Here is an 18,051-nt window from a genome sequence, read left to right on the forward strand (position 1 = left end):
TTTAATGACCGAGCCGATTCCCTGGCTCCAGACGGCAACCTGCTAGGAAATCCGAAGCCGATAGCCGTTTCCTCCCTTCAAGTTGCAGTTCCTCGATGCAGAGGCTACCTGACCCGCAGCCGACGATGATCCCGTCTTTCCCGACAGCCATGATATCCCCCGGCCTGCCGCATCCATTGGCCACCGACACCTTGTACAGCTTCAGTGTCTTGTCGTCCAGCGTAGTATACGCTCCGGGCCACGGTGTGAAGCCGCGAACGAGGTTCTTGATTTGCTGCGGCTCCTGTTTCCAGTCGACGAGGCCGTCTTCCTTCTTCAGCATCGGAGCGTAGCAGGTAAGAGTGTCATCCTGCTTTTCGCGGGTAAGGGTGCCTGCCTGGAGTCTGTCCAGGGTCTCGTCGATGGTTTCAGCACCAAGCAGGGAGAGGCGGTCATGGAGCGACTGGGCATCCTCGTCCGGGCCGATGGGAATGGCCCGCTTGACAAGCATATCCCCCGTGTCGAGACCCGCGTCCATCTGCATGGTGGTTATGCCGGTCTCGGTCTCGCCGTTGATGAGGCACCAGTTAATGGGAGCGGCCCCCCGATAGCGCGGAAGGAGCGAGGCGTGAATGTTGATGCAGCCATGCCGCGGGATGTCGAGGAGGCTCTGGGGGAGGATCTGGCCGAAGGCGACCACCACAATCAGGTCGGGGTTCAGTTCCCTTATTCGGGTGATAACCTCGGGTGCACGGACTTTCTGGGGCTGCAGGACCGGTATGCCGTGCTCCTCGGCAATGACCTTTACCGGAGGCGGCACCAACTTCTGGCCACGTCCCTTGGGGCGGTCAGGCTGGGTCACAACGGCTATCACATCCTCGCCCCGTTCAATGAGTCTGGTGAGCGTGGGGCAGGCGAAATCGGGGGTTCCCATAAAAATAATACGCAATCCGGCCATGCGGTATTCCTACCCTTCCTCAACCATGCGGCGGTATTTTTTCTTGAACATCTCCCGCTTCAGGGGAGAAAGGTGGTCCACGAAGAGGATCCCTTCCAGGTGGTCTATCTCGTGCTGGAAAGCGATGGCCAGAAGCCCTTCGGCCTTATAGGTCACTTCCTCCCCATCGAGATTGAGGGCCCTAACGACAACCTTGGCGTGCCGGTGCACATTGGCGGAGTACTTGGGGACAGAGAGGCAACCCTCTTCCTCGTATGATTCCCCTTCGGTATGGACGAACACCGGGTTGATGCAGACAATCAGCTCCGGCCTTTCTTCGCGCTGAGAGACATCAATAACAATGATCCGCTGGCTTACGCCTATCTGCGGGGCGGCCAGGCCGACCCCCTGGGCGTCATACATGGTTTCAGCCATGTCGCGGACCAGTTCACGGGTCGCGTCGTTGATGACCGCAACCGGTACCGCCTTCTTTTTGAGGATCGGGTTGGGGTAAGTAAGAATTGTCCGTACCATGGTTCATGCACCTTCAACGATAGTTATTCGTACGAATATAGAGAGATAGGGCGAAAAAATCAAACCCTTCCTGACGGGACGGGAAGTCACATGAGATCCACCGGGTCAACATCGATCAGGATCCGTATGCCGGAAGGAGGAGTATAGGTTCTCCGCAGGCGGGCCAGGAGGCGGTGGAGCGCCGAACGTACCGGTGCCTTGAGGAGGAACTGCCACCGGTACCTCCCCCGCAGCTTCAGGAGGGGGGCAGGGGAGGGGCCGAGTATTTCGACATGTCCTCCCACGTCACGGCGCAGGGCGCGGATCTGTCCGGCAAGGCGCCTGCTCTCCTGCTCCACGGCCGATGGCGCAGTGCCGGTCAGGTAGATGGCCCCCAGGTGAACGAAGGGTGGATAGCCGGTTTCCTGACGAAAGGCAAGCTCCGTCGTGTAAAACTCCTCCATGGATGCGGTCCCGGCGTGGGTGAGAGCGTAGTGGTCGGGATTGAGTGTCTGGATGATGACCCTCCCCGCATCCTCACCCCGTCCGGCTCGCCCCATGAGCTGTGTCACCAGTTGATAGGTCCGCTCGGCGCTCCGGTAGTCGGGGATGTTGAGGGTTGACTCCACCGACACGATCCCCACGAGGGTGATGCCGGGGAAGTCGTGCCCCTTGGCGACCATCTGGGTGCCGATGAGGATGTCGGTCTTTCGCTCGGCCACCTTGCGCAAAATCCGCGCATGACCCCCTTTCCCCCGCGTGGTGTCCCGGTCCATCCGGTCGACCCGGGCTTCGGGAAAGCGTTCCCGCACCAGCTCTTCCACCTGTTCGGTCCCAAGGCCGAGGTGCGTGACCCGCGTGCTTCCGCAGTCGGGGCAGACCGAAGGGGCCGGGATGGCGTAGTCGCAGTAGTGGCAGACGTGGCGGTTCTTGCGCTGGTGATAGGTGAGGGTGACGGCGCAGTTGGGGCAGCGGAGCACGTGGCCGCACTCCTCGCAGGTGAGCCAGGTGGCGAAGCCGCGGCGGTTCAGAAAGACCAAAGTCTGCCCGCCGCTCTCCAGGTTGGCGGCCGTGGCGTCGGCCAGCTGCGGGAGGATGGCATCGGCTTTGTTTCCCCGGGCATCGATAATCTCGGCATGGGGGACCGGAAGACCGTTCACCCGTTCAGGAAGGGAGAGGAGGGTGAGTTTCCCGGTCACGGCGGCATGCCACGTGGTAACCTGGGGGGTGGCGGACCCAAGGACCACGCAGGCTTTCTCCATCTTTCCCCGTACAAGGGCCAGGTCCCGGGCGTTGTAGCGGAACCCCTCCGACTGCTTGTATGAGGACTCGTGCTCCTCGTCCACCACGATCATGCCGATCCGCTCCAGGGGGGCGAAGATGGCCGAACGGGCACCGATGACGATGGCAATCTCCCCTCGCCTGATCCGCCGCCACTCGTCGTAGCGCTCCCCGTCGGAGAGGCCGCTGTGGAGCACCGCGATGCCGCATTGGAACCGGCGCCGGAAGCGGTTCACGAGTTGGGGGGTGAGGGCGATCTCTGGGACGAGGACCAGGGCAGTCCGTCCGGTATCCAGGAGGTGGGCGATGGTCTGGAGATAGACCTCGGTCTTGCCGCTGCCGGTGACGCCGTGGAGGAGGAAGGGGGCAAAGCGCCCCGTATCGATGGCCGCGACGATGCGGTGTCGGGCCTCGGTTTGACCAGAGTTCATGGGGAGGGGGGCGTCGGGGGCGACTGACTCCTCCCGGAACGGGTCCCGGTAGACCTCCCGCTCCTCCGTCTCCACGAAGCCAAGCTCCCGGAGCCGGCGTAGCTGGGGAGAGCAGTCGGCAAAGATACCGCGCAGTTCAGCCGCCGCGGCCTTTCCTTCCTGCTGGATATGGGAGAGGATGGAGGATGCCTTTCCCCGCGGCACGTCCACAGCCGGAGGGGGCGTTGCGGGGCGGTAGACGGTTTCCGTCAGCACTCTCCTTCCCCCGGTCATGGCGTCGCCGTCGGTGGAGGTGCCCCGCCGGCTCTGGACATTGATTCCGGCAGGGAGAGCCGCCTTGATCACTTCACCAAGAGGATGGAGATAGTAAGCCGCGGCCCAGCGGTAGAGCTCCAGTTCCCGAGGCGTGAAGAGGGGAGCGTCGTCCAGGACGTCTGCCACCTCCCGCAGTTCCCGTTCCTCGCCGGTCGCGAAGCCGAGGACATAGCCGGTCACCTTCCGCCGGCCGAAGGGGACGAGAACCCGCTTTCCCGGGGCGATACGCGACATAAGCCCTTCCGGCACCCGGTAGTGGAAGGTGGTGTCAAGGGGAAGCGGGATGGCAACCTCAATGATGTCCGACGGTGAATGGTTCATGGAATCCGATACTGGTGGCATTACGGGAATAATAGCAGGACGGTCCCGGGGGAACAAGGGAAAGGGGAGGGGCGCACCGGCTTGACTTGGGGAAGGCCGGTGGGGTACCGTAGTGGAATTGTGGAAAGAGAGGAACCCGTGGAGTTTGTGGACGAAAAGCGGTATCGGAAAATAAAGAACGGTGTCGGCCGCGCCATCGCCGACTTCAGCCTCATCGAGGAAGGGGACCGGATCGCGGTGGCGGTCTCGGGGGGGAAGGATTCCTACACGCTCCTCCATATCCTGGAATCACTCCGGCGCCGGGCGCCGGTGAAGTACGAACTGGTGGCACTCACCATCGACTCGGGGTACCCCGGCTTCCGCAGCGACGTCATCGCGGCCCATCTGAAGGAGCATGGCTTCACCCACCACGTGGAGGCCACCACCCACTACGACATCATCAAGGAGAAGCGGCGCCCCGGCTCCTCCTACTGCTCCATCTGCGCCCGGCTCAAGCGGGGGGTCCTCTACACCCTGGCCCAGCAGCACGGCTGCAACAAGCTGGCCCTGGGGCACCACCTGGACGACTTCGTGGAGACGCTGCTGCTCAACCAGTTCTTCGTGGGGACCCTCAAGGCCATGGCGCCGCGGATGCTGGCCGACAACGGCGAGACGACGGTGATCCGCCCCCTGGTCTACGTGGAGGAACGGGAGATCATCCCCTTTGCCCGGGAGAACCGCTTTCCCGTGGTCTGCTGCTGCTGCCCGGTCTGCGGCAAGGCCGACATCCAGCGCAAGCGGATGAAGGAGCTTCTGAAGGAGCTGGAGCGGGAGAATCCCGCCGTCAAGCGGAGCCTTCTGCGGGCACTGGCCAACGTGCAGCCGCGGCACCTCCTCGACCGGGAGCTGCAGCGGATCTGCGACGTCCCCTGACCACGGCCTTTGCCGGGGATTTCTCCCTTTTGACGATCCGGGTCGGTGCCCGGTCCCTGATCATGTCCACCACGCAGATGTAGGTGCCCCAGGCCACGAGGCCGACGCCGAAGACAACGATTGGTTCCATGGTATCCTCCTCTGGTTCGATGATGACAGGATACTTCAGGCGTATGACATAATATGTCTCAAGGAGCGACGGCGTGAGCAAGCGTTACGTGCAACCCCTCAGGATCGCCATCCAGTGGGGATTTCTCCTCTTCATGGTCTATCTGGGCGTGCGCCTCTTCCTCTTCGTGCGCCACTTCCGCACTGGCGGAGCCGCCCCCTTCGTCTCCCGGGCCGACGGGGTAGAGGGGTTCCTACCCATCGCCGGACTCCTGGGGGTGAAGGACTGGTTCGCCAGCGGCTCCATCAACCCGATCCACCCGGCGTCGGTGGTGATCTTTGTCACGGTGGTGGCGGTGTCGCTGCTGCTCAAGCGCTCCTTCTGCTCCTGGATCTGCCCGGTGGGGACCCTGTCGGAGCTCCTCTGGAAGCGGGGGTTCGTGCTGTTCCGGCGAAACGTCCGTCCCCCCCGATGGCTGGATGTGGCGCTGCGGGGGATCAAGTACCTGCTCCTCCTTTTCTTTCTCTACTCCATCCTCTGGTCCATGGCGCCGGAGGCGGTCACGGGGTTCATTTATTCCGACTACAACAAGGTGGCCGACGTGCGGCTCCTGGATTTCTTTCTGCACCTGTCGGGGATTCCCCTCGCGGTGATCGTGGTGCTCCTCGTCCTGTCGCTGCCGGTGCGGAATCCCTTTTGCCGCTACCTCTGCCCCTACGGGGCGCTTCTGGGGCTCGTTGCGATCCTCTCGCCGGTGAAGGTGACCCGGGAGAAAAAGACCTGCGTCTCCTGCGGGGTCTGCACCCAGGTCTGCCCCTCCTACATCCCGGTGATGAGCAAGGAGCGGGTCATGTCCGAGGAGTGTATCGGCTGCTGGCGCTGCGTGAGCCACTGCCGGGCCATGGGGGCCCTGGAGATGAAGCTGACCGGCCGCAAGGTGGCGGTGAACGCCATCCTTTTCGCGGTGCTGGTGGTGCTCATTGTTGCGGTTGGATCGGTAGTGGGTCGTGCCACGGGGAACTGGACGTCGCAGATGCCCTATGCCGAGTACATGCGGCTTCTGGGGCCGTGAATCTGAAATAGAGACAAGAAAGGAGTTTCACCATGTCACTCACGACCGAACTCGTTGACTGGACCCATGAGCAAAAATGCCGCAAGGCGGTGGCATCCCTGGAGAAGAACGGCTTCACCGCCGTCTACTGCGGCACCGGTCAGGAGGCCCTCGACTACATCGTGGCCGAGGCGGCCGATGCGGAGAGCGTCGGCTTCGGCGGCTCCATGTCGGTTGCCGACCTGAAGGTGATCGAACGAATCCGGGAGATGGGAAAGGAACTCCTCATCCACGGTGCGCCGGGGCTCTCCCTGGAGGAGCGGGTGGCCATCATGCGGCGCCAGCTCACCTGCGATCTCTTTCTTACCGGCACCAACGCCCTCACCCTCTCCGGGTGGCTCGTGAACATCGATGCCACCGGCAACCGGGTCGGCTCCATGTTCTTCGGGCCCAGGAAGGTGATCGTGGTAGCGGGGCGGAACAAGATCGTGGACGGCGGCGTCCAGGAGGCCATCGACCGGATCAAGGAGTGGGCATCCCCCCCCAATGCCCGGCGCCTCAACTACAAGACCCCCTGCGGCACCACCGGCTTCTGCTCCGACTGCAACTCCCCCGACCGGATCTGCCGCATCACCACGGTCATCGACCGCAAGCCCCGCCTCACCGACCTGCGGGTGCTGGTGGTGAACGAGGAGATGGGGTTCTAGTGGAGCTCCTCCGGGCGTTTCTCGACGTCCTGTTCCCGCCGCTCTGTCACATGTGCAAGGCACCGGTGCCTGGGGCAGGCCCGCTCCATCTCTGCGACGCCTGCCTCGGGGCCATGACCCCCATCACCTCCCCCCTCTGCCCGGTCTGCGGCGTGCCTCACCGGACCGAGGGGGGGATCGACCATCTCTGCGGCTCCTGCATGCTCACCCCGCCTCCGTTCGACGAGGTCCGGGGGGCGCTCCTCTTTGACGGTCCTCTCCAGGAGTTGATCCACCGCCACAAGTACGGCCACAAGGCTCACCTGCGCCGGCCCCTGGCCCTCCTCGCCATTCGGCATCTCACTCCTTTTGTCCAATCCGTCGCCCCCGATGTAATCATTCCCGTCCCCCTCCACCGCACGCGTCTGCGGGAGCGGGGGTTCAACCAGGCAATTCTCATGGGCGCCGTCCTGTCCCGTGAGTGGCGCCTGCCGCTCCTGCGGCACACCCTCCGTCGTGTCCGTCCCACCGTTGCCCAGGTGACCCTTTCCGCCCGGGAGCGCCGGGCCAACGTCCGGGGGGCCTTCGCCGTTTCCGGTTCCGCCGGTATCGCGGGAAGGCGTGTCCTCCTCATGGATGACGTTGTCACCACCGGCAGCACGGTGGCGGAGTGCGCCCGGGTGCTCAAGGAAGCCGGCGCCTCGGCTGTATTCGTCATCGCCGTTGCACTGGCTCCTCCGGGGCGCTAGATCGACGGCCTCAAGAAGAGGCCTGTTCGCTGTTTGAGAAAAATATCGTTATATGTATCGTGAATAATCTTCTCATAAGCCTAGTTTGATTGCGGAGTATTATATAAAATTAACTTTACAAATATAGTGGTTGGACTGATTTGACATAAGAAAATATCGTTATAAAGTCGATGTGTACGGTCTGCCGTTCGTTGTGGTGATGTCACGCTGTATTCTGTCCGGGGAGGAATGTCCATGGCGAAGAATGGTGATGAGCATGACGAGATGAAGCAGCATTGTTTCGGCACGCCGGGACTCTGGGAGGAGCGGGGGGTATCCCGGCGCGACTTCCTGAAGTTCTGCACCGCCATGTCGGCGGCTCTGGCCCTGCCGGTCTCCCTGGCGCCACGGATCGCCGAAGCGCTGGAGAGCGACAGCCGTCCGTCGGTGATCTGGCTCGAATTCCAGAGCTGCACCGGCGACACCGAGGCGCTCCTGCGGGCCGCCAACCCCACGGTGGGTGAGATCGTTCTCGACGTCCTCTCCGTGGACTACGCCGAGACCATCATGGCCGCCGCCGGCCACCAGGCCGAGGAGGCGCGGCTCAAGACCCTCAAGGAGCGGAGCGGCAAGTACATCGCCGTCGTCGAGGGGGCGATCCCCATGAAGGACAACGGCGTCTACTGCTGCGTCGGCGGGAGATCGGCCGTGGACATCGCCCGAGAGGTCTGCGGCGGCGCCATGGCCACCATCACCGTCGGCACCTGCGCCTCCTACGGCGGCATCCCGGCCGCATCCCCCAACCCCACCGGCGCCGTTGGGGTGAAGGACGCGGTCCCCGGCGCCACGGTCATCAACCTTCCCGGCTGCCCCGTCAACACCGACAACCTGGTGGCCACCGTGGTCCATATCCTCACCTTCGGCAAGCTTCCGGCCACCGACAGCAAGGGACGCCCCCTTTTCGCCTACGGCAAGCGGATCCACGACAACTGCGAACGCCGCCCCCACTTCGACGCCGGCCAGTACGTGGAGCAGTGGGGCGACCAGGCCCACCGTGCCGGCCACTGCCTCTACAAGATGGGGTGCAAGGGGCCCGAAACCTTCCACAACTGCCCGACCCAGCGTTACAACGAAAAGACGAACTGGCCGGTGGGATCCGGCCACGGCTGTGCCGGTTGCTCCGAGCCCCATTTCTGGGACACCATGACCCCCTTCTACCGGCGGCTTCCCAACGTTCCCGGCTTCGGCGTCGAGGCCACGGCCGACAAGATCGGCCTCGGCGTCGCTGCCGCCACGGCGGCGGCCTTCGGCATCCACGGGGTGGTGAGCGCGCTGCGCAAGGGAGATGAATCCGACGCGGGGAAGGAGGGGTAGGCCATGGCCAGGATCGTCGTTGACCCGATTACGAGAATAGAGGGGCACCTCCGCATCCAGGCCGAGGTGAACGGGGGACGGATAACCGACGCCTGGAGCTCCAGCACCATGTTCCGGGGGATCGAGAAGATCCTCAAAGGGCGCGATCCCCGGGATGCCTGGTACTTCACCCAGCGCTTCTGCGGCGTCTGCACCACGGTCCACTCCATCGCCTCTATCCGGGCCGTGGAGAACGCCCTGAACATCCGCGTCCCCCTGAATGCGGAGCTGATCAGAAACCTCATCATCGGCATCCAGGTGGTGCAGGACCACGTGATCCACTTCTACCACCTCCACGCCCTCGACTGGGTGGACGTGGTTTCGGCCCTCAAGGCCGACCCCACAAAGACCGCCGCCCTGGCCGCCTCCCTTTCCGACTGGCCCCTCAACTCCTCCACCTACTTCAAGTCGGTGCAGGACAAGGTGGCGGCCTTCGTGAAAAAGGGGCGCCTCGGCCCCTTCGGCAACGCCTACTGGGGGCACCCGGCCTACAAGCTGCCGCCGGAGGCTAACCTCATGGCCACGGCCCACTACCTGGAGGCCCTGGACTGGCAGCGGGAGGTCATCAAGATCCACGCCATCCTCGGCTCCAAAAACCCCCACCCCCAGACCTTCCTCGTCGGTGGCATGGCGATTCCCGTGGACCCCAACTCCCAGAACGCCCTCAACGCCGACAAGATCGCCGAGATTGCCCAGCTCCTCAAGAAGGCAAAGGCGTTCGTGGAGAAGGTCTACATCCCCGATCTCCTGGCGGTGGCCTCCTTCTACAAGGAGTGGGCCGGCATCGGGGGCGGGGTGGGGAACTATCTCTCCTACGGCGAATACCCGCTGGACACCAGCGGCAAGCCGGAAAAGCTCTGGTTCCCCCAGGGGATCATCCTGGGCAAAGACCTCTCCCGGGTCTATCCCATCGACCACCAAAAGATCACCGAAAGCGTGGCCCACTCCTGGTACGAGGGGGGGGACGCCGGGGTCCATCCGTGGGAAGAGCAGACCGAGGCGCGGTACACCGGCCCCACGCCCCCCTACGACATGATCGACACGGACAAGAAGTACTCCTGGGTGAAATCTCCCCGCTACGACGGCAAGCCGATGGAGACCGGCCCCCTGGCCACCATCCTCGTGGCCTACGCCGCGGGGCACCAGGGGGCGAAAGGGGCGGTGGAGCTGGTACTCGGCAAGCTGGGGGTCGGCCCGGAGGCGCTCTTCTCGACGCTGGGCCGGACCGCGGCCCGGGGGATCGAGACGCTGCTGGTGGCGCAGGAACTTCCCAAGTGGCTCGACATGCTCGTGGCCAACGTGGTCGGCGGCGATCTGGCGATCCATAACGGCGAGAAGTGGGACCCCGCCACCTGGCCCCGGGAGACGGCGGGCTACGGCTGGCACAACGCCCCCCGGGGGGCCCTCGGCCACTGGATCAGGATCCGGGACCAGAAAATCGAGAACTACCAGGCGGTTGTCCCCTCCACCTGGAACGCGTCGCCCCGGGACGGGAAGGGGCAGCGGGGCCCCTACGAGGCGGCCCTGGTCGGCACCCCCATGGCCGACCCCGACAAGCCCCTGGAGATCCTCCGCACCATCCACTCCTTTGATCCGTGCCTCGCCTGCGCCGTCCACGTGGTCGATCCCTGCGGCGGCGAGCTGGTGAGCGTCAAGGTCCTGTAGGAGGTCGCCATGGCACGGAACCGGAGCTGTCTTTACGAAAAGTACGTCTGGGAGGTCCCGGTGCGGCTGACCCACTGGGTCAACGTGACCGCCATCATCGTCCTCTCGGTCACCGGCTTCTACATCGGCTCCCCTAAGACCCTGGGGCTCGTTCCCGCCGACTTTGTCATGGGATGGGTGCGGGTGGTACATCTTACGGCAGGGTATGCCTTTGCCGTGAGTATCGCGAGCCGCATCTGGTGGGCCTTCGCGGGGAACCGTTACGCAGGGTGGCGGGAGTTTGTCCCGTTCGTCTATCCCGAAGGGCGGCGCGACATGGGGCGGATGTTCCTCTACTACCTCTTCCTTTCCCGGAAGGTTCCCCATCCCACCGGCCACAACGCCCTGGCCGGAGCCACGTACCTCCTCGTCTTTGTCCTCTACCTGGTGATGGCCGGCACCGGATTCGCCCTCGATGCCGAGCACGCGCCTGGCGGGATGATGAGAGTCCTCCTTGCGCCGCTCTACGCCCTTTTCAGCAACCAGGGGATGCGGCTTACCCACCACATGGGCATGTGGCTTCTCATCGCCTTTGCCATCCATCACATCTACAGCGCCTGGCTCATGGACGTGAAGGAACGGGGCGGGGTCATGTCGAGCATCTTCGGCGGCTATAAGCCGGTGAAGCGGGGAGAGTAGGGTGTCGATTCTCGTGCTCGGCATCGGGAACCTGATCATGACCGACGACGGCGTTGGTGTGCGGGTGGTGCAGCGGCTCATGGACGGGTACCGCTTCCCCGGAGGGGTGACGGTCATGGACGGCGGCACCCTCGGCCTCGACCTTCTCCCTTACCTGGACGGCGTGGAGCGGCTCCTTCTGGTGGATGCCGTGGAGACCGGCGGGCCGCCGGGGACGGTGGTGCGGCTGGCGGGGGAGGAGATTCCCGTGGCCTTCCGGACCAAGCTTTCGCCCCACCAGATGGGGCTCCAGGATCTTTTGGCCGTGGCCGAGTTCCAGGGGAGCCGTCCCGCCGAGATGGTCCTGTGGGGGGTGCAGCCGGAGTCGGTGGAACTGGGGATGGAACTCACGCCGGCGGTGGCGGCCCAGACGGACCATCTTGTGGAGAAGGTCCTCGCGGAGCTTGCCGCCTGGGGGGTGACGCCCGAGCCGGCGGGATGACAGGGGGAGGATGTGAAGCCCGTCCTTGCGGAAACAGGGGGCGTCCGGACCGTTGCAGGTGCGGGCGCCCTTTGCCGTTGGGGCCCCGGCGGTTCCCCCTTGCCGCGAACGGCCCTCTCTGCTATGTTCGGACGGTACGCGAAACATCATTCAGAGAGGTCTCCCATGGTTGAAGCGATGAAGAACATGGTGGTTTTTGTCCGCGATTTCGAGGCTGCGAAACGGTTCTACAAGGAGCAGCTGAAGCTCCCCCTGGCCCAGGAGGGGGTGACGATGATGGAGTTTTTCTCCGGCGGCACGACCCTGGGGGTGGCCATGGCCCTCACCGACGAGGCCGCGGCCCTGGCAGGGCGCCACACTGGCATCACCCTGCGGGTGAAGGATATCGACGACTTCTGCCGTGAGCTGACCGATGCGGGCGTCCGGTTCGAGCAGCCCCTGGAGCAGAGCCCCTGGGGGAAGATGGCGGTGGTTGCCGATCCCGACGGGAACCTCTTTGCCCTCGCGGACCGGTAGGCCTCCCGTGAAGATCATCACCCCGGAACTTCTCGACCAGGTCACCGGCGAGGCCCGTGACAACGCTCGCCTGCGGAAGAACCACAACCTTCACCCCTCCGACGCCTTCTGCTGCCACCGGCTCCTGAACGCCATGGAGCCCGGCTCCTACATCCAGCCCCACCGGCATCTGGACCCGAACAAGGACGAGTCGATGGTGATCCTGCGGGGGCGGCTCGGCGTCGTTTCCTTCGACGGAGCAGGGGCGGTGACCGATACTCGTCTCCTCCAAGCCGGCGATGCGGTGGCTGTCGACATCTCCCACGGGGAGTTTCACACCGTCGTGAGCCTTGAGTCCGGCACGGTCTTTTTCGAGGCCAAGGCCGGACCGTACCTCCCCCTTGCCGAGGAGGAAAAGGCCCCCTGGGCTCCTGCCGAGGGGGACGGGGGAGCCGGTACCTACCACGCGTCACTTGTGGCACTCTTTCACTGACCATGGCCCTCATCCGTACGATTTTGCCGGTTATCTGCGTTGCTCTCTTCGTAGCGGTATCCGGTGCGGCGTCTCCTCCCCGCCCCGACACGGGGATAGGCGTTCTTCTGGTTTGTGCCGTCCCCGGCGAGCCGACTCCCCCTCAGCTCATCCTCTACGGGGAGCCGGGGATCGGCCGGATCGCCGAAAAGAGCGCTGCGACGTTGCCCCATCTGCCACTTTCCTTCAAGATTCCGTCCGGTGAGTTTCCCCTTGTGGTCACCGCCCGCAAGGGCGGGTGGCTGAAGGTTATCCATGACGACGCCGGGCGCGCGGCATGGCTGAAGCCGCGGCGAGCGTGGCCCTTCGTTTCGTGGGATGAGCTGCTCAAGGGGAGGGAGGCGCGGCTCTTACGGGGACTCAAGAAACCCTTTTACCTTCTCTGGGGAAGCGGGGGGGATATGGTGCCGGATCTGGAACCCCTCACCCCCGAGCGGAGCTTCAGGATCGTCTCCGTGGACGGGGACCGGATCCAGGTGCTCCTGGATCTGGCTGTCGTGGGATGGTTGCGGTGGCGGGACGAGGACGGCCGGCTCCTCATCGCCCTGGAGTGAAGGGGGCGGGCAAAAAATCGTTGACGTTCGGTAACTTCCTGTGTTATTCGAGTCCTCTATGAAGAAAAACACCGTTTCCATCGCCATCGCAGCACGAGCTATCATCGCCGCGGCGTACGTCGCCGCAGGGGGCCCCGCTGCCGTGTGAGGAGGCGTATCCGTTACGTGTATCATCCTAAGGCCGTGGGAATCCCCACGGCCTTTACCATTTTCAGGACCGACACCAACAAGAGAGAAATGAGGGAAAGCGCGTGAGAAACGAACTGGTGACGCCCGGCGCGGGCGAACTGACCTACGAGATCCGCAACATCGTCAACGTGGCGGAGAAGCTCCAGAAGCACGGAGTGAAGATCAACTGGGAGAACATCGGCGACCCGATCGTGAAGGGGGAGGAGATTCCCCGCTGGATGAAGGAGATCGTGGCCAATGAGGTGATGGAGAACGACACCTGGGGATACTGTCACACCCGGGGGGTCCTGGAGACCCGGGAGTTCATCTGCGGCCTCACCAACAGCCGTGGCGGCGCCCGGATCACCCCCGACGACATCATCTTCTTCAACGGCCTGGGCGACGCCATCTCCACGGTCTACGGCAACCTCCGCCACGAAAGCCGCATCCTCATGCCGTCCCCCACCTACACCACCCACTCCATCGGCGAGGCGGCCCACGCCCAGGCCTCGCCGGTCTGCTACCGGCTCGATCCGGCAAACAACTGGTTCCCCGACCTGGAGGACATGGAAAACCACGTCAGGTACAACCCCCAGATTTCCGGCATCCTCCTCATCAACCCCGATAACCCCACCGGCATGGTCTTCTCCAGGGAGACCCTGGAGAAGATCGTCGCCATCGCCCGGAAATACGAGCTCTTCATCATCGCCGACGAGGTCTACAACAACATTACCTACAACGGCCAGACCACCGTTCCCATCTCCGACGTCATCGGCGACGTGCCGGCCATCGCCATGAAGGGGATCTCCAAGGAAATCCCCTGGCCCGGCTCCCGCTGCGGCTGGATCGAGGTCTACAACGGCGGCAAAGACGACCAGTTCCGCAAGTACATCAACTCCATCCTCTCCGCCAAGATGAACGAGGTCTGCTCCACCACCCTGCCGCAGAAGTGCATCCCGGCCATCATGAAGCACCCGGAGTACCAGACCTACCTTCAGGAGCGAATCAGGCGCTACGAGCGGATGAGTAACATTACCTTCGACTGCCTCAAGGAAGTGCCGGGGCTCATGGTGAACCGGACCAACGGCGCCTTCTACATGTCCGTGGCCTTCCGGGACGGACTCCTCACCAACCGTCAGTCCCTCCCCATCGAGAACGTCGAGGTGCGGGAGCTGGTGGAGAATCTCGTGAACGCCCCCGGCGTCTCCCCAGACAAGCGGTTCGTCTACTACATCCTGGCCAGCACCGGCATCTGCATCGTCCCCCTCTCTTCCTTCAACACCCCGCTGCAAGGGTTCCGGGTGACGCTTCTGGAGAAGGACGAGGCCGAGTGCCTCCGGATCTACCGGACCCTGGCCGGGAAGATTGCAGAGTATCTGAAGTCCTGACGGGGGCTCTGCAATAGATGGAAAAAGAAAATGGGGGTGGCTGCCAGACAGCCACCCCCATTTTCTTTTGTCAGTGCGACCCGCACTGCGACATGACATTGACCGATAATAGGGTTTGCAGCTGTGTTAGCACTATGTTAACATGGGGCATGTTCTCGATTGAATATTCCAAGGAAGCCCGAAAGGCGTTGAAAGCCATGCCGCGCAATACGGCACGGCTCATCATGGAAAAGGTCGAGGCACTGGCAACCGATCCGATGGCCCCTAACAACAATGTGAAAAAGCTCACCAATCACCCGGGATATCGGCTGCGGGTGGGGGACTGGCGGGTCGTGTACCTTGTTCACGAAAATGCTTTCTTGATAGCAGTGGTCAGAATCGCGCCACGGGGAGATGTGTACCAATGAAGGCACAGATTATCGAAAAGGATGGACGGCCGGAATTCGCAGTGATTCCCTACGCGGATTACCAGCATTTCCTTGAATTGCTCGAAGACGAAGCTGATGCCCGTGCTGTCGCCGAATTCCATGAATCCTACGCGGCGGGCCGTGAGTTTCTGGTTCCTGACGATATTGTCCGCCGTGAGCTTGCGGGAGAATCGCCTGTGAAGCTATGGCGTGAACATCGTGGCTTGACGCAGCAGGAGCTTGCGAACCGGGCGGGAATCAGCAAACCCTATTTGTCACAGATCGAAACCGGCAAGCGCCAGGGTACGGTTGAGACGCTTTCCGCGATATCCCGTTCACTCAATGTTCCGCTTGATGTCTTAACGGACTGAGGGAGCCAAATGGGGGCACACACAAATGCATACCATGAAGAGGCTTAGAGGCTTGGTGGGATGTCGACCGGGTCTGACCAATAACGAATTGGAAGTGAGCACATTATGGCTAACCCTATAGAACGGGACGTATTTATTTCTTATGCGTCGGAAGAAAGAGAGTTGGTAGCAAGGCCACTAGCAGAGTTGCTGACGGCACTAGGGGTATCGGTGTGGTTTGACAAGTTCGATCTCAAAATGTGGGATAGTCTCCGCAAAAAAATTGACGAAGGATTAGCATCATGCAGATTTGGAATTATTTTGTTGTCGCCTTCTTTTTTTGGAAAGCACTACACCAACCGAGAGCTTGATGGCCTTGCCCAAAGAGAGGTAGATGGCGCGAAAGTGATCTTGCCTGTTTGGGTCGGTGTTGACGAACAGGCAGTACGGAAGTTTTCTCCGCCACTTGCTGACAGAGTCGCAGCGCGCTGGGACGATGGTGTTGTAAGTGTTGTAATGAATATAATCGACGTCATAAAGCCAGAAGCCATTGCTGAAATTAAGAAAAAGGAAATCGTTGCTCTTGCCAAAATTAATAGTGGCAAGAAAATGCTCGATATTATGACGGGCTGTCACTTCTCTTTCTCTTATAACGATGACATAAAGGATGAAAGTGATATCGATACCGTAGGCGGGTTTATCCAAAATCTTCGAGATTGGAATGACATTTGGGATGACATCGAGGTGCCAGGGCAAATGCGTGCGGTGTTTCATGTGGATGAAATGCTAAGGGATCTGGCCTCAAGTGGTTGGTCTGTCTATGCTGCCCGAATGAAGGGAAAGAGAAAAGTTGCGGGTATTGAGGGCACTTGGTCTTGGAATGCTATAGCAGTATTTCATGGTGAACCTGAATCTGTCGTTTTTGCCGATGATCAGTTTTTGATCTATCGACCTCAAAATTCACACAACAACGGCGTAGACTCGGACGTGGCAAACCCCGCCGCTCCTGTCACGCCGTAGCCGTTATCATTCACCATACGTTAGCCAACGGACGTCACCCCGCCGCCCTCTCCAGCCGGAACTTGCTCACCATCTTCGACAGCTTTGTCACCTGCTGCCCCAGCCCCTGGGCCACCTCGGAGGACGAGAGGGCGCAGGCGGCGTTCTGTCTGGTGACCTCGTTGATGTGGGTGACGGAACAGCTGATCTCTTCGATGGCGCTGGCCTGTTCCTGGCTGCTTTGGGAGATCTCGTCGGTGAGGGAGCTGATGGTGGATGCCCCGGTGACCGCGGTGGTGAGATAGTCGTCGATCTTCCGGGAGAGGTCCTCCCCCTTGCGGGCCTGGTCCACCGAGGTCCTGATGAGGGTGTCGGTCTGCTTGGCGGCGTCGGTGGAGCGCCTGGCCAGTTCGCGGATCTCTTCGGTCAGGACCTGGAAGTCGTTGCCGGCCCCCTCCACATGGGCCGCCGAGATGGCCGCGTTCACCCCCAGGAGTCCCGAGTTGGAGGCGACGCTCTTCAGGTCGTGGATGAGGTCGAGATACTCGCTTACCAGGGCGTCGGTGGTCCCGTCGGTGCCTGCGTTCGGGGTGAAGGTGACCCGGCGCCGGAAGTCGTGGAGGCGCGAGACCGCCTCTTCGCATTTTTTCGACAGGTTCCGCACCTCGGAGGCAACCACGCTGAAGCCGTTGGCCGACGAGCGGATCAGGGCAGCCTTGCTGGTGGCGTTGGAGGAGAGCTTGTCGGTCTCCTTGGCGATGGCGTCGATCTGCTGGACGATTCCGACGGTGTTGTCGGCGGAGCCGCGGATCTCCCCCATGGCGTGGAGCATCTGATCCATGACAGTCTTGGCGGTGCCGATGGACTCGGCGGCCTCCTGGGCCACCTGCCGGGCGTCGGCGGTGTTCCGGGCACTCTTCTGGGATGTGTCGGCGATGTGATTGAGGACCCCAGCCGCCTCGGTGAGCTGGGTTTCCTGTTCCCGGGTCCCGTCGGTCACGGTCTGGCTGCTGGCGGCGATCTGCTCGCCGACGGCGGAGACCAGGTCCACGGTTTCAGCCATCTGGGTCACGGCGGAGTGGAGCGATTCCGCCGTGGCGTTCATGGCCTTCTTGATGGCGGCATGCTCGCCGTGGTACTTCCCTCGCATCCGGGCGCTCAGGTCGTATTGGGCCAGGCGCTGCAGGACGGTCCCCGCTTCGTTCACCGGGTCGATAACCGCATCGAGGGTCCCGTTCACCCCCCGGATGAGGTCCCGCCAGATTCCCTCGAAATCCCAGTCGTTCCCCCGGGTTTGGAGCCTTCCCTCGCCGATGTTGCCGATGAGGTGCCGGGTCTCGCTGTCGAGGCCGTAGAGGGTTGCCAGGAGGGTGTTGAGGTTGCGCTTCAGGGTGTTGTATTCCCCCGCGTAGTCGTCAATGACGAAGGGGGGGATCCTGCCGTGGGCGATCTCGTCGATGGCGCCGGCGGCCAGGCGGAGCGGGGTCACGAGGGTGTCCAGCATCCGGTTGACAGTGAGGACCAGGGCGGCGTCGTCACCGGTGAACTGCGCGGGGTTACCCCGCTCGTCGAGCCTGCCGTTCATCATGGCTTCGGCGAGCCTCTGGATCTCGTTGTGCAGCGTCGGCTTTGCCTCTTTGACGGTGGATGTCTTCATG

At 62.6% G+C, this 18,051-nt stretch carries 19 protein-coding genes; 15 read left to right on the top strand and 4 right to left on the bottom strand.

The features are described 5' to 3' along the window. Position 1: 1 nt before the first annotated feature. The 3 genes from fmt to priA all read right to left on the bottom strand — a co-directional run bounded on the left by fmt (position 2) and on the right by priA (position 3,777). Positions 2-937, bottom strand: coding sequence for a methionyl-tRNA formyltransferase (fmt, locus tag KI811_RS06555; RefSeq protein ID WP_214185671.1), 936 nt, complete (start codon positions 935-937; stop codon positions 2-4). A 9-nt stretch (positions 938-946) separates the two neighbouring features. Continuing rightward, positions 947-1,450: a peptide deformylase gene (gene def / locus KI811_RS06560; protein WP_214185672.1), complete on the bottom strand. Its 504-nt coding sequence runs from the start codon at positions 1,448-1,450 to the stop codon at positions 947-949. 86 nt (positions 1,451-1,536) lie between these two features. Next, positions 1,537-3,777 (bottom strand): replication restart helicase PriA, encoded by a 2,241-nt coding sequence (gene priA / locus KI811_RS06565; protein ID WP_214185673.1) that lies wholly within the window; start codon positions 3,775-3,777, stop codon positions 1,537-1,539. A 138-nt stretch (positions 3,778-3,915) separates the two neighbouring features. Between priA and ttcA the strand changes: the two genes are divergently transcribed. From ttcA to KI811_RS06640, 15 genes are all read left to right on the top strand, one after another. Continuing rightward, positions 3,916-4,689, top strand: a complete 774-nt coding sequence (ttcA, locus tag KI811_RS06570) for a tRNA 2-thiocytidine(32) synthetase TtcA (RefSeq protein WP_214185674.1) — start codon at positions 3,916-3,918, stop codon at positions 4,687-4,689. Positions 4,690-4,892: 203 nt separating this feature from the next. After that, positions 4,893-5,870 (top strand): 4Fe-4S binding protein, encoded by a 978-nt coding sequence (locus KI811_RS06575; protein ID WP_214185675.1) that lies wholly within the window; start codon positions 4,893-4,895, stop codon positions 5,868-5,870. A gap of 32 nt (positions 5,871-5,902) precedes the next feature. Further along, positions 5,903-6,556, top strand: coding sequence for a lactate utilization protein (locus KI811_RS06580; protein WP_214185676.1), 654 nt, complete (start codon positions 5,903-5,905; stop codon positions 6,554-6,556). Then, a complete protein-coding gene (locus tag KI811_RS06585) occupies positions 6,556-7,284 on the top strand; it encodes a ComF family protein (protein ID WP_214185677.1) in 729 nt (242 codons plus the stop codon). The genes KI811_RS06580 and KI811_RS06585 overlap by 1 nt, the downstream gene beginning before the upstream one ends. A 234-nt stretch (positions 7,285-7,518) precedes the next feature. Beyond that, on the top strand, positions 7,519-8,637 hold the full coding sequence (locus KI811_RS06590) for a hydrogenase small subunit (protein WP_214185678.1): 1,119 nt from the start codon (positions 7,519-7,521) through the stop codon (positions 8,635-8,637). 3 nt (positions 8,638-8,640) lie between these two features. Then, a complete protein-coding gene (locus tag KI811_RS06595; RefSeq protein ID WP_214185679.1) occupies positions 8,641-10,341 on the top strand; it encodes a nickel-dependent hydrogenase large subunit in 1,701 nt (566 codons plus the stop codon). 9 nt (positions 10,342-10,350) lie between these two features. Beyond that, a complete protein-coding gene (gene cybH / locus KI811_RS06600) occupies positions 10,351-11,019 on the top strand; it encodes a Ni/Fe-hydrogenase, b-type cytochrome subunit (protein ID WP_214185680.1) in 669 nt (222 codons plus the stop codon). A gap of 1 nt (position 11,020) precedes the next feature. After that, a complete protein-coding gene (locus KI811_RS06605; protein ID WP_214185681.1) occupies positions 11,021-11,500 on the top strand; it encodes a HyaD/HybD family hydrogenase maturation endopeptidase in 480 nt (159 codons plus the stop codon). Positions 11,501-11,665: 165 nt separating this feature from the next. Then, complete coding sequence (locus tag KI811_RS06610) at positions 11,666-12,016, top strand: VOC family protein (protein ID WP_214185682.1); 351 nt, start codon at positions 11,666-11,668, stop codon at positions 12,014-12,016. 7 nt (positions 12,017-12,023) lie between these two features. Beyond that, a complete protein-coding gene (locus tag KI811_RS06615) occupies positions 12,024-12,488 on the top strand; it encodes a WbuC family cupin fold metalloprotein (RefSeq protein WP_214185683.1) in 465 nt (154 codons plus the stop codon). Positions 12,489-12,490: 2 nt separating this feature from the next. Then, the gene (locus KI811_RS06620) at positions 12,491-13,081 is read left to right on the top strand and encodes a hypothetical protein (protein WP_214185684.1); all 591 of its coding nucleotides are present in this window, start codon (positions 12,491-12,493) and stop codon (positions 13,079-13,081) included. A 251-nt stretch (positions 13,082-13,332) separates the two neighbouring features. Next, positions 13,333-14,637 carry a pyridoxal phosphate-dependent aminotransferase gene (locus tag KI811_RS06625; protein WP_214185685.1) on the top strand — a complete coding sequence of 435 codons (1,305 nt, stop codon included), beginning with the start codon at positions 13,333-13,335 and terminating at the stop codon, positions 14,635-14,637. Positions 14,638-14,654: 17 nt separating this feature from the next. Then, positions 14,655-15,044, top strand: a complete 390-nt coding sequence (locus KI811_RS06630; RefSeq protein WP_246551485.1) for a type II toxin-antitoxin system RelE family toxin — start codon at positions 14,655-14,657, stop codon at positions 15,042-15,044. Beyond that, positions 15,041-15,415, top strand: a complete 375-nt coding sequence (locus KI811_RS06635; protein WP_214185686.1) for a helix-turn-helix domain-containing protein — start codon at positions 15,041-15,043, stop codon at positions 15,413-15,415. Before KI811_RS06630 ends, KI811_RS06635 begins: the two co-directional genes overlap by 4 nt. A gap of 105 nt (positions 15,416-15,520) precedes the next feature. Continuing rightward, a complete protein-coding gene (locus tag KI811_RS06640) occupies positions 15,521-16,414 on the top strand; it encodes a toll/interleukin-1 receptor domain-containing protein (RefSeq protein WP_214185687.1) in 894 nt (297 codons plus the stop codon). 34 nt (positions 16,415-16,448) lie between these two features. Here KI811_RS06640 and KI811_RS06645 read toward each other — a convergent pair whose 3' ends face one another. After that, the gene (locus KI811_RS06645; protein WP_214185688.1) at positions 16,449-18,050 is read right to left on the bottom strand and encodes a methyl-accepting chemotaxis protein; all 1,602 of its coding nucleotides are present in this window, start codon (positions 18,048-18,050) and stop codon (positions 16,449-16,451) included. Between the last annotated feature and the right edge of the window lies 1 nt (position 18,051).

Source organism: Geobacter hydrogenophilus, from assembly GCF_018501225.1.
Taxonomy (GTDB): domain Bacteria; phylum Desulfobacterota; class Desulfuromonadia; order Geobacterales; family Geobacteraceae; genus Geobacter; species Geobacter hydrogenophilus.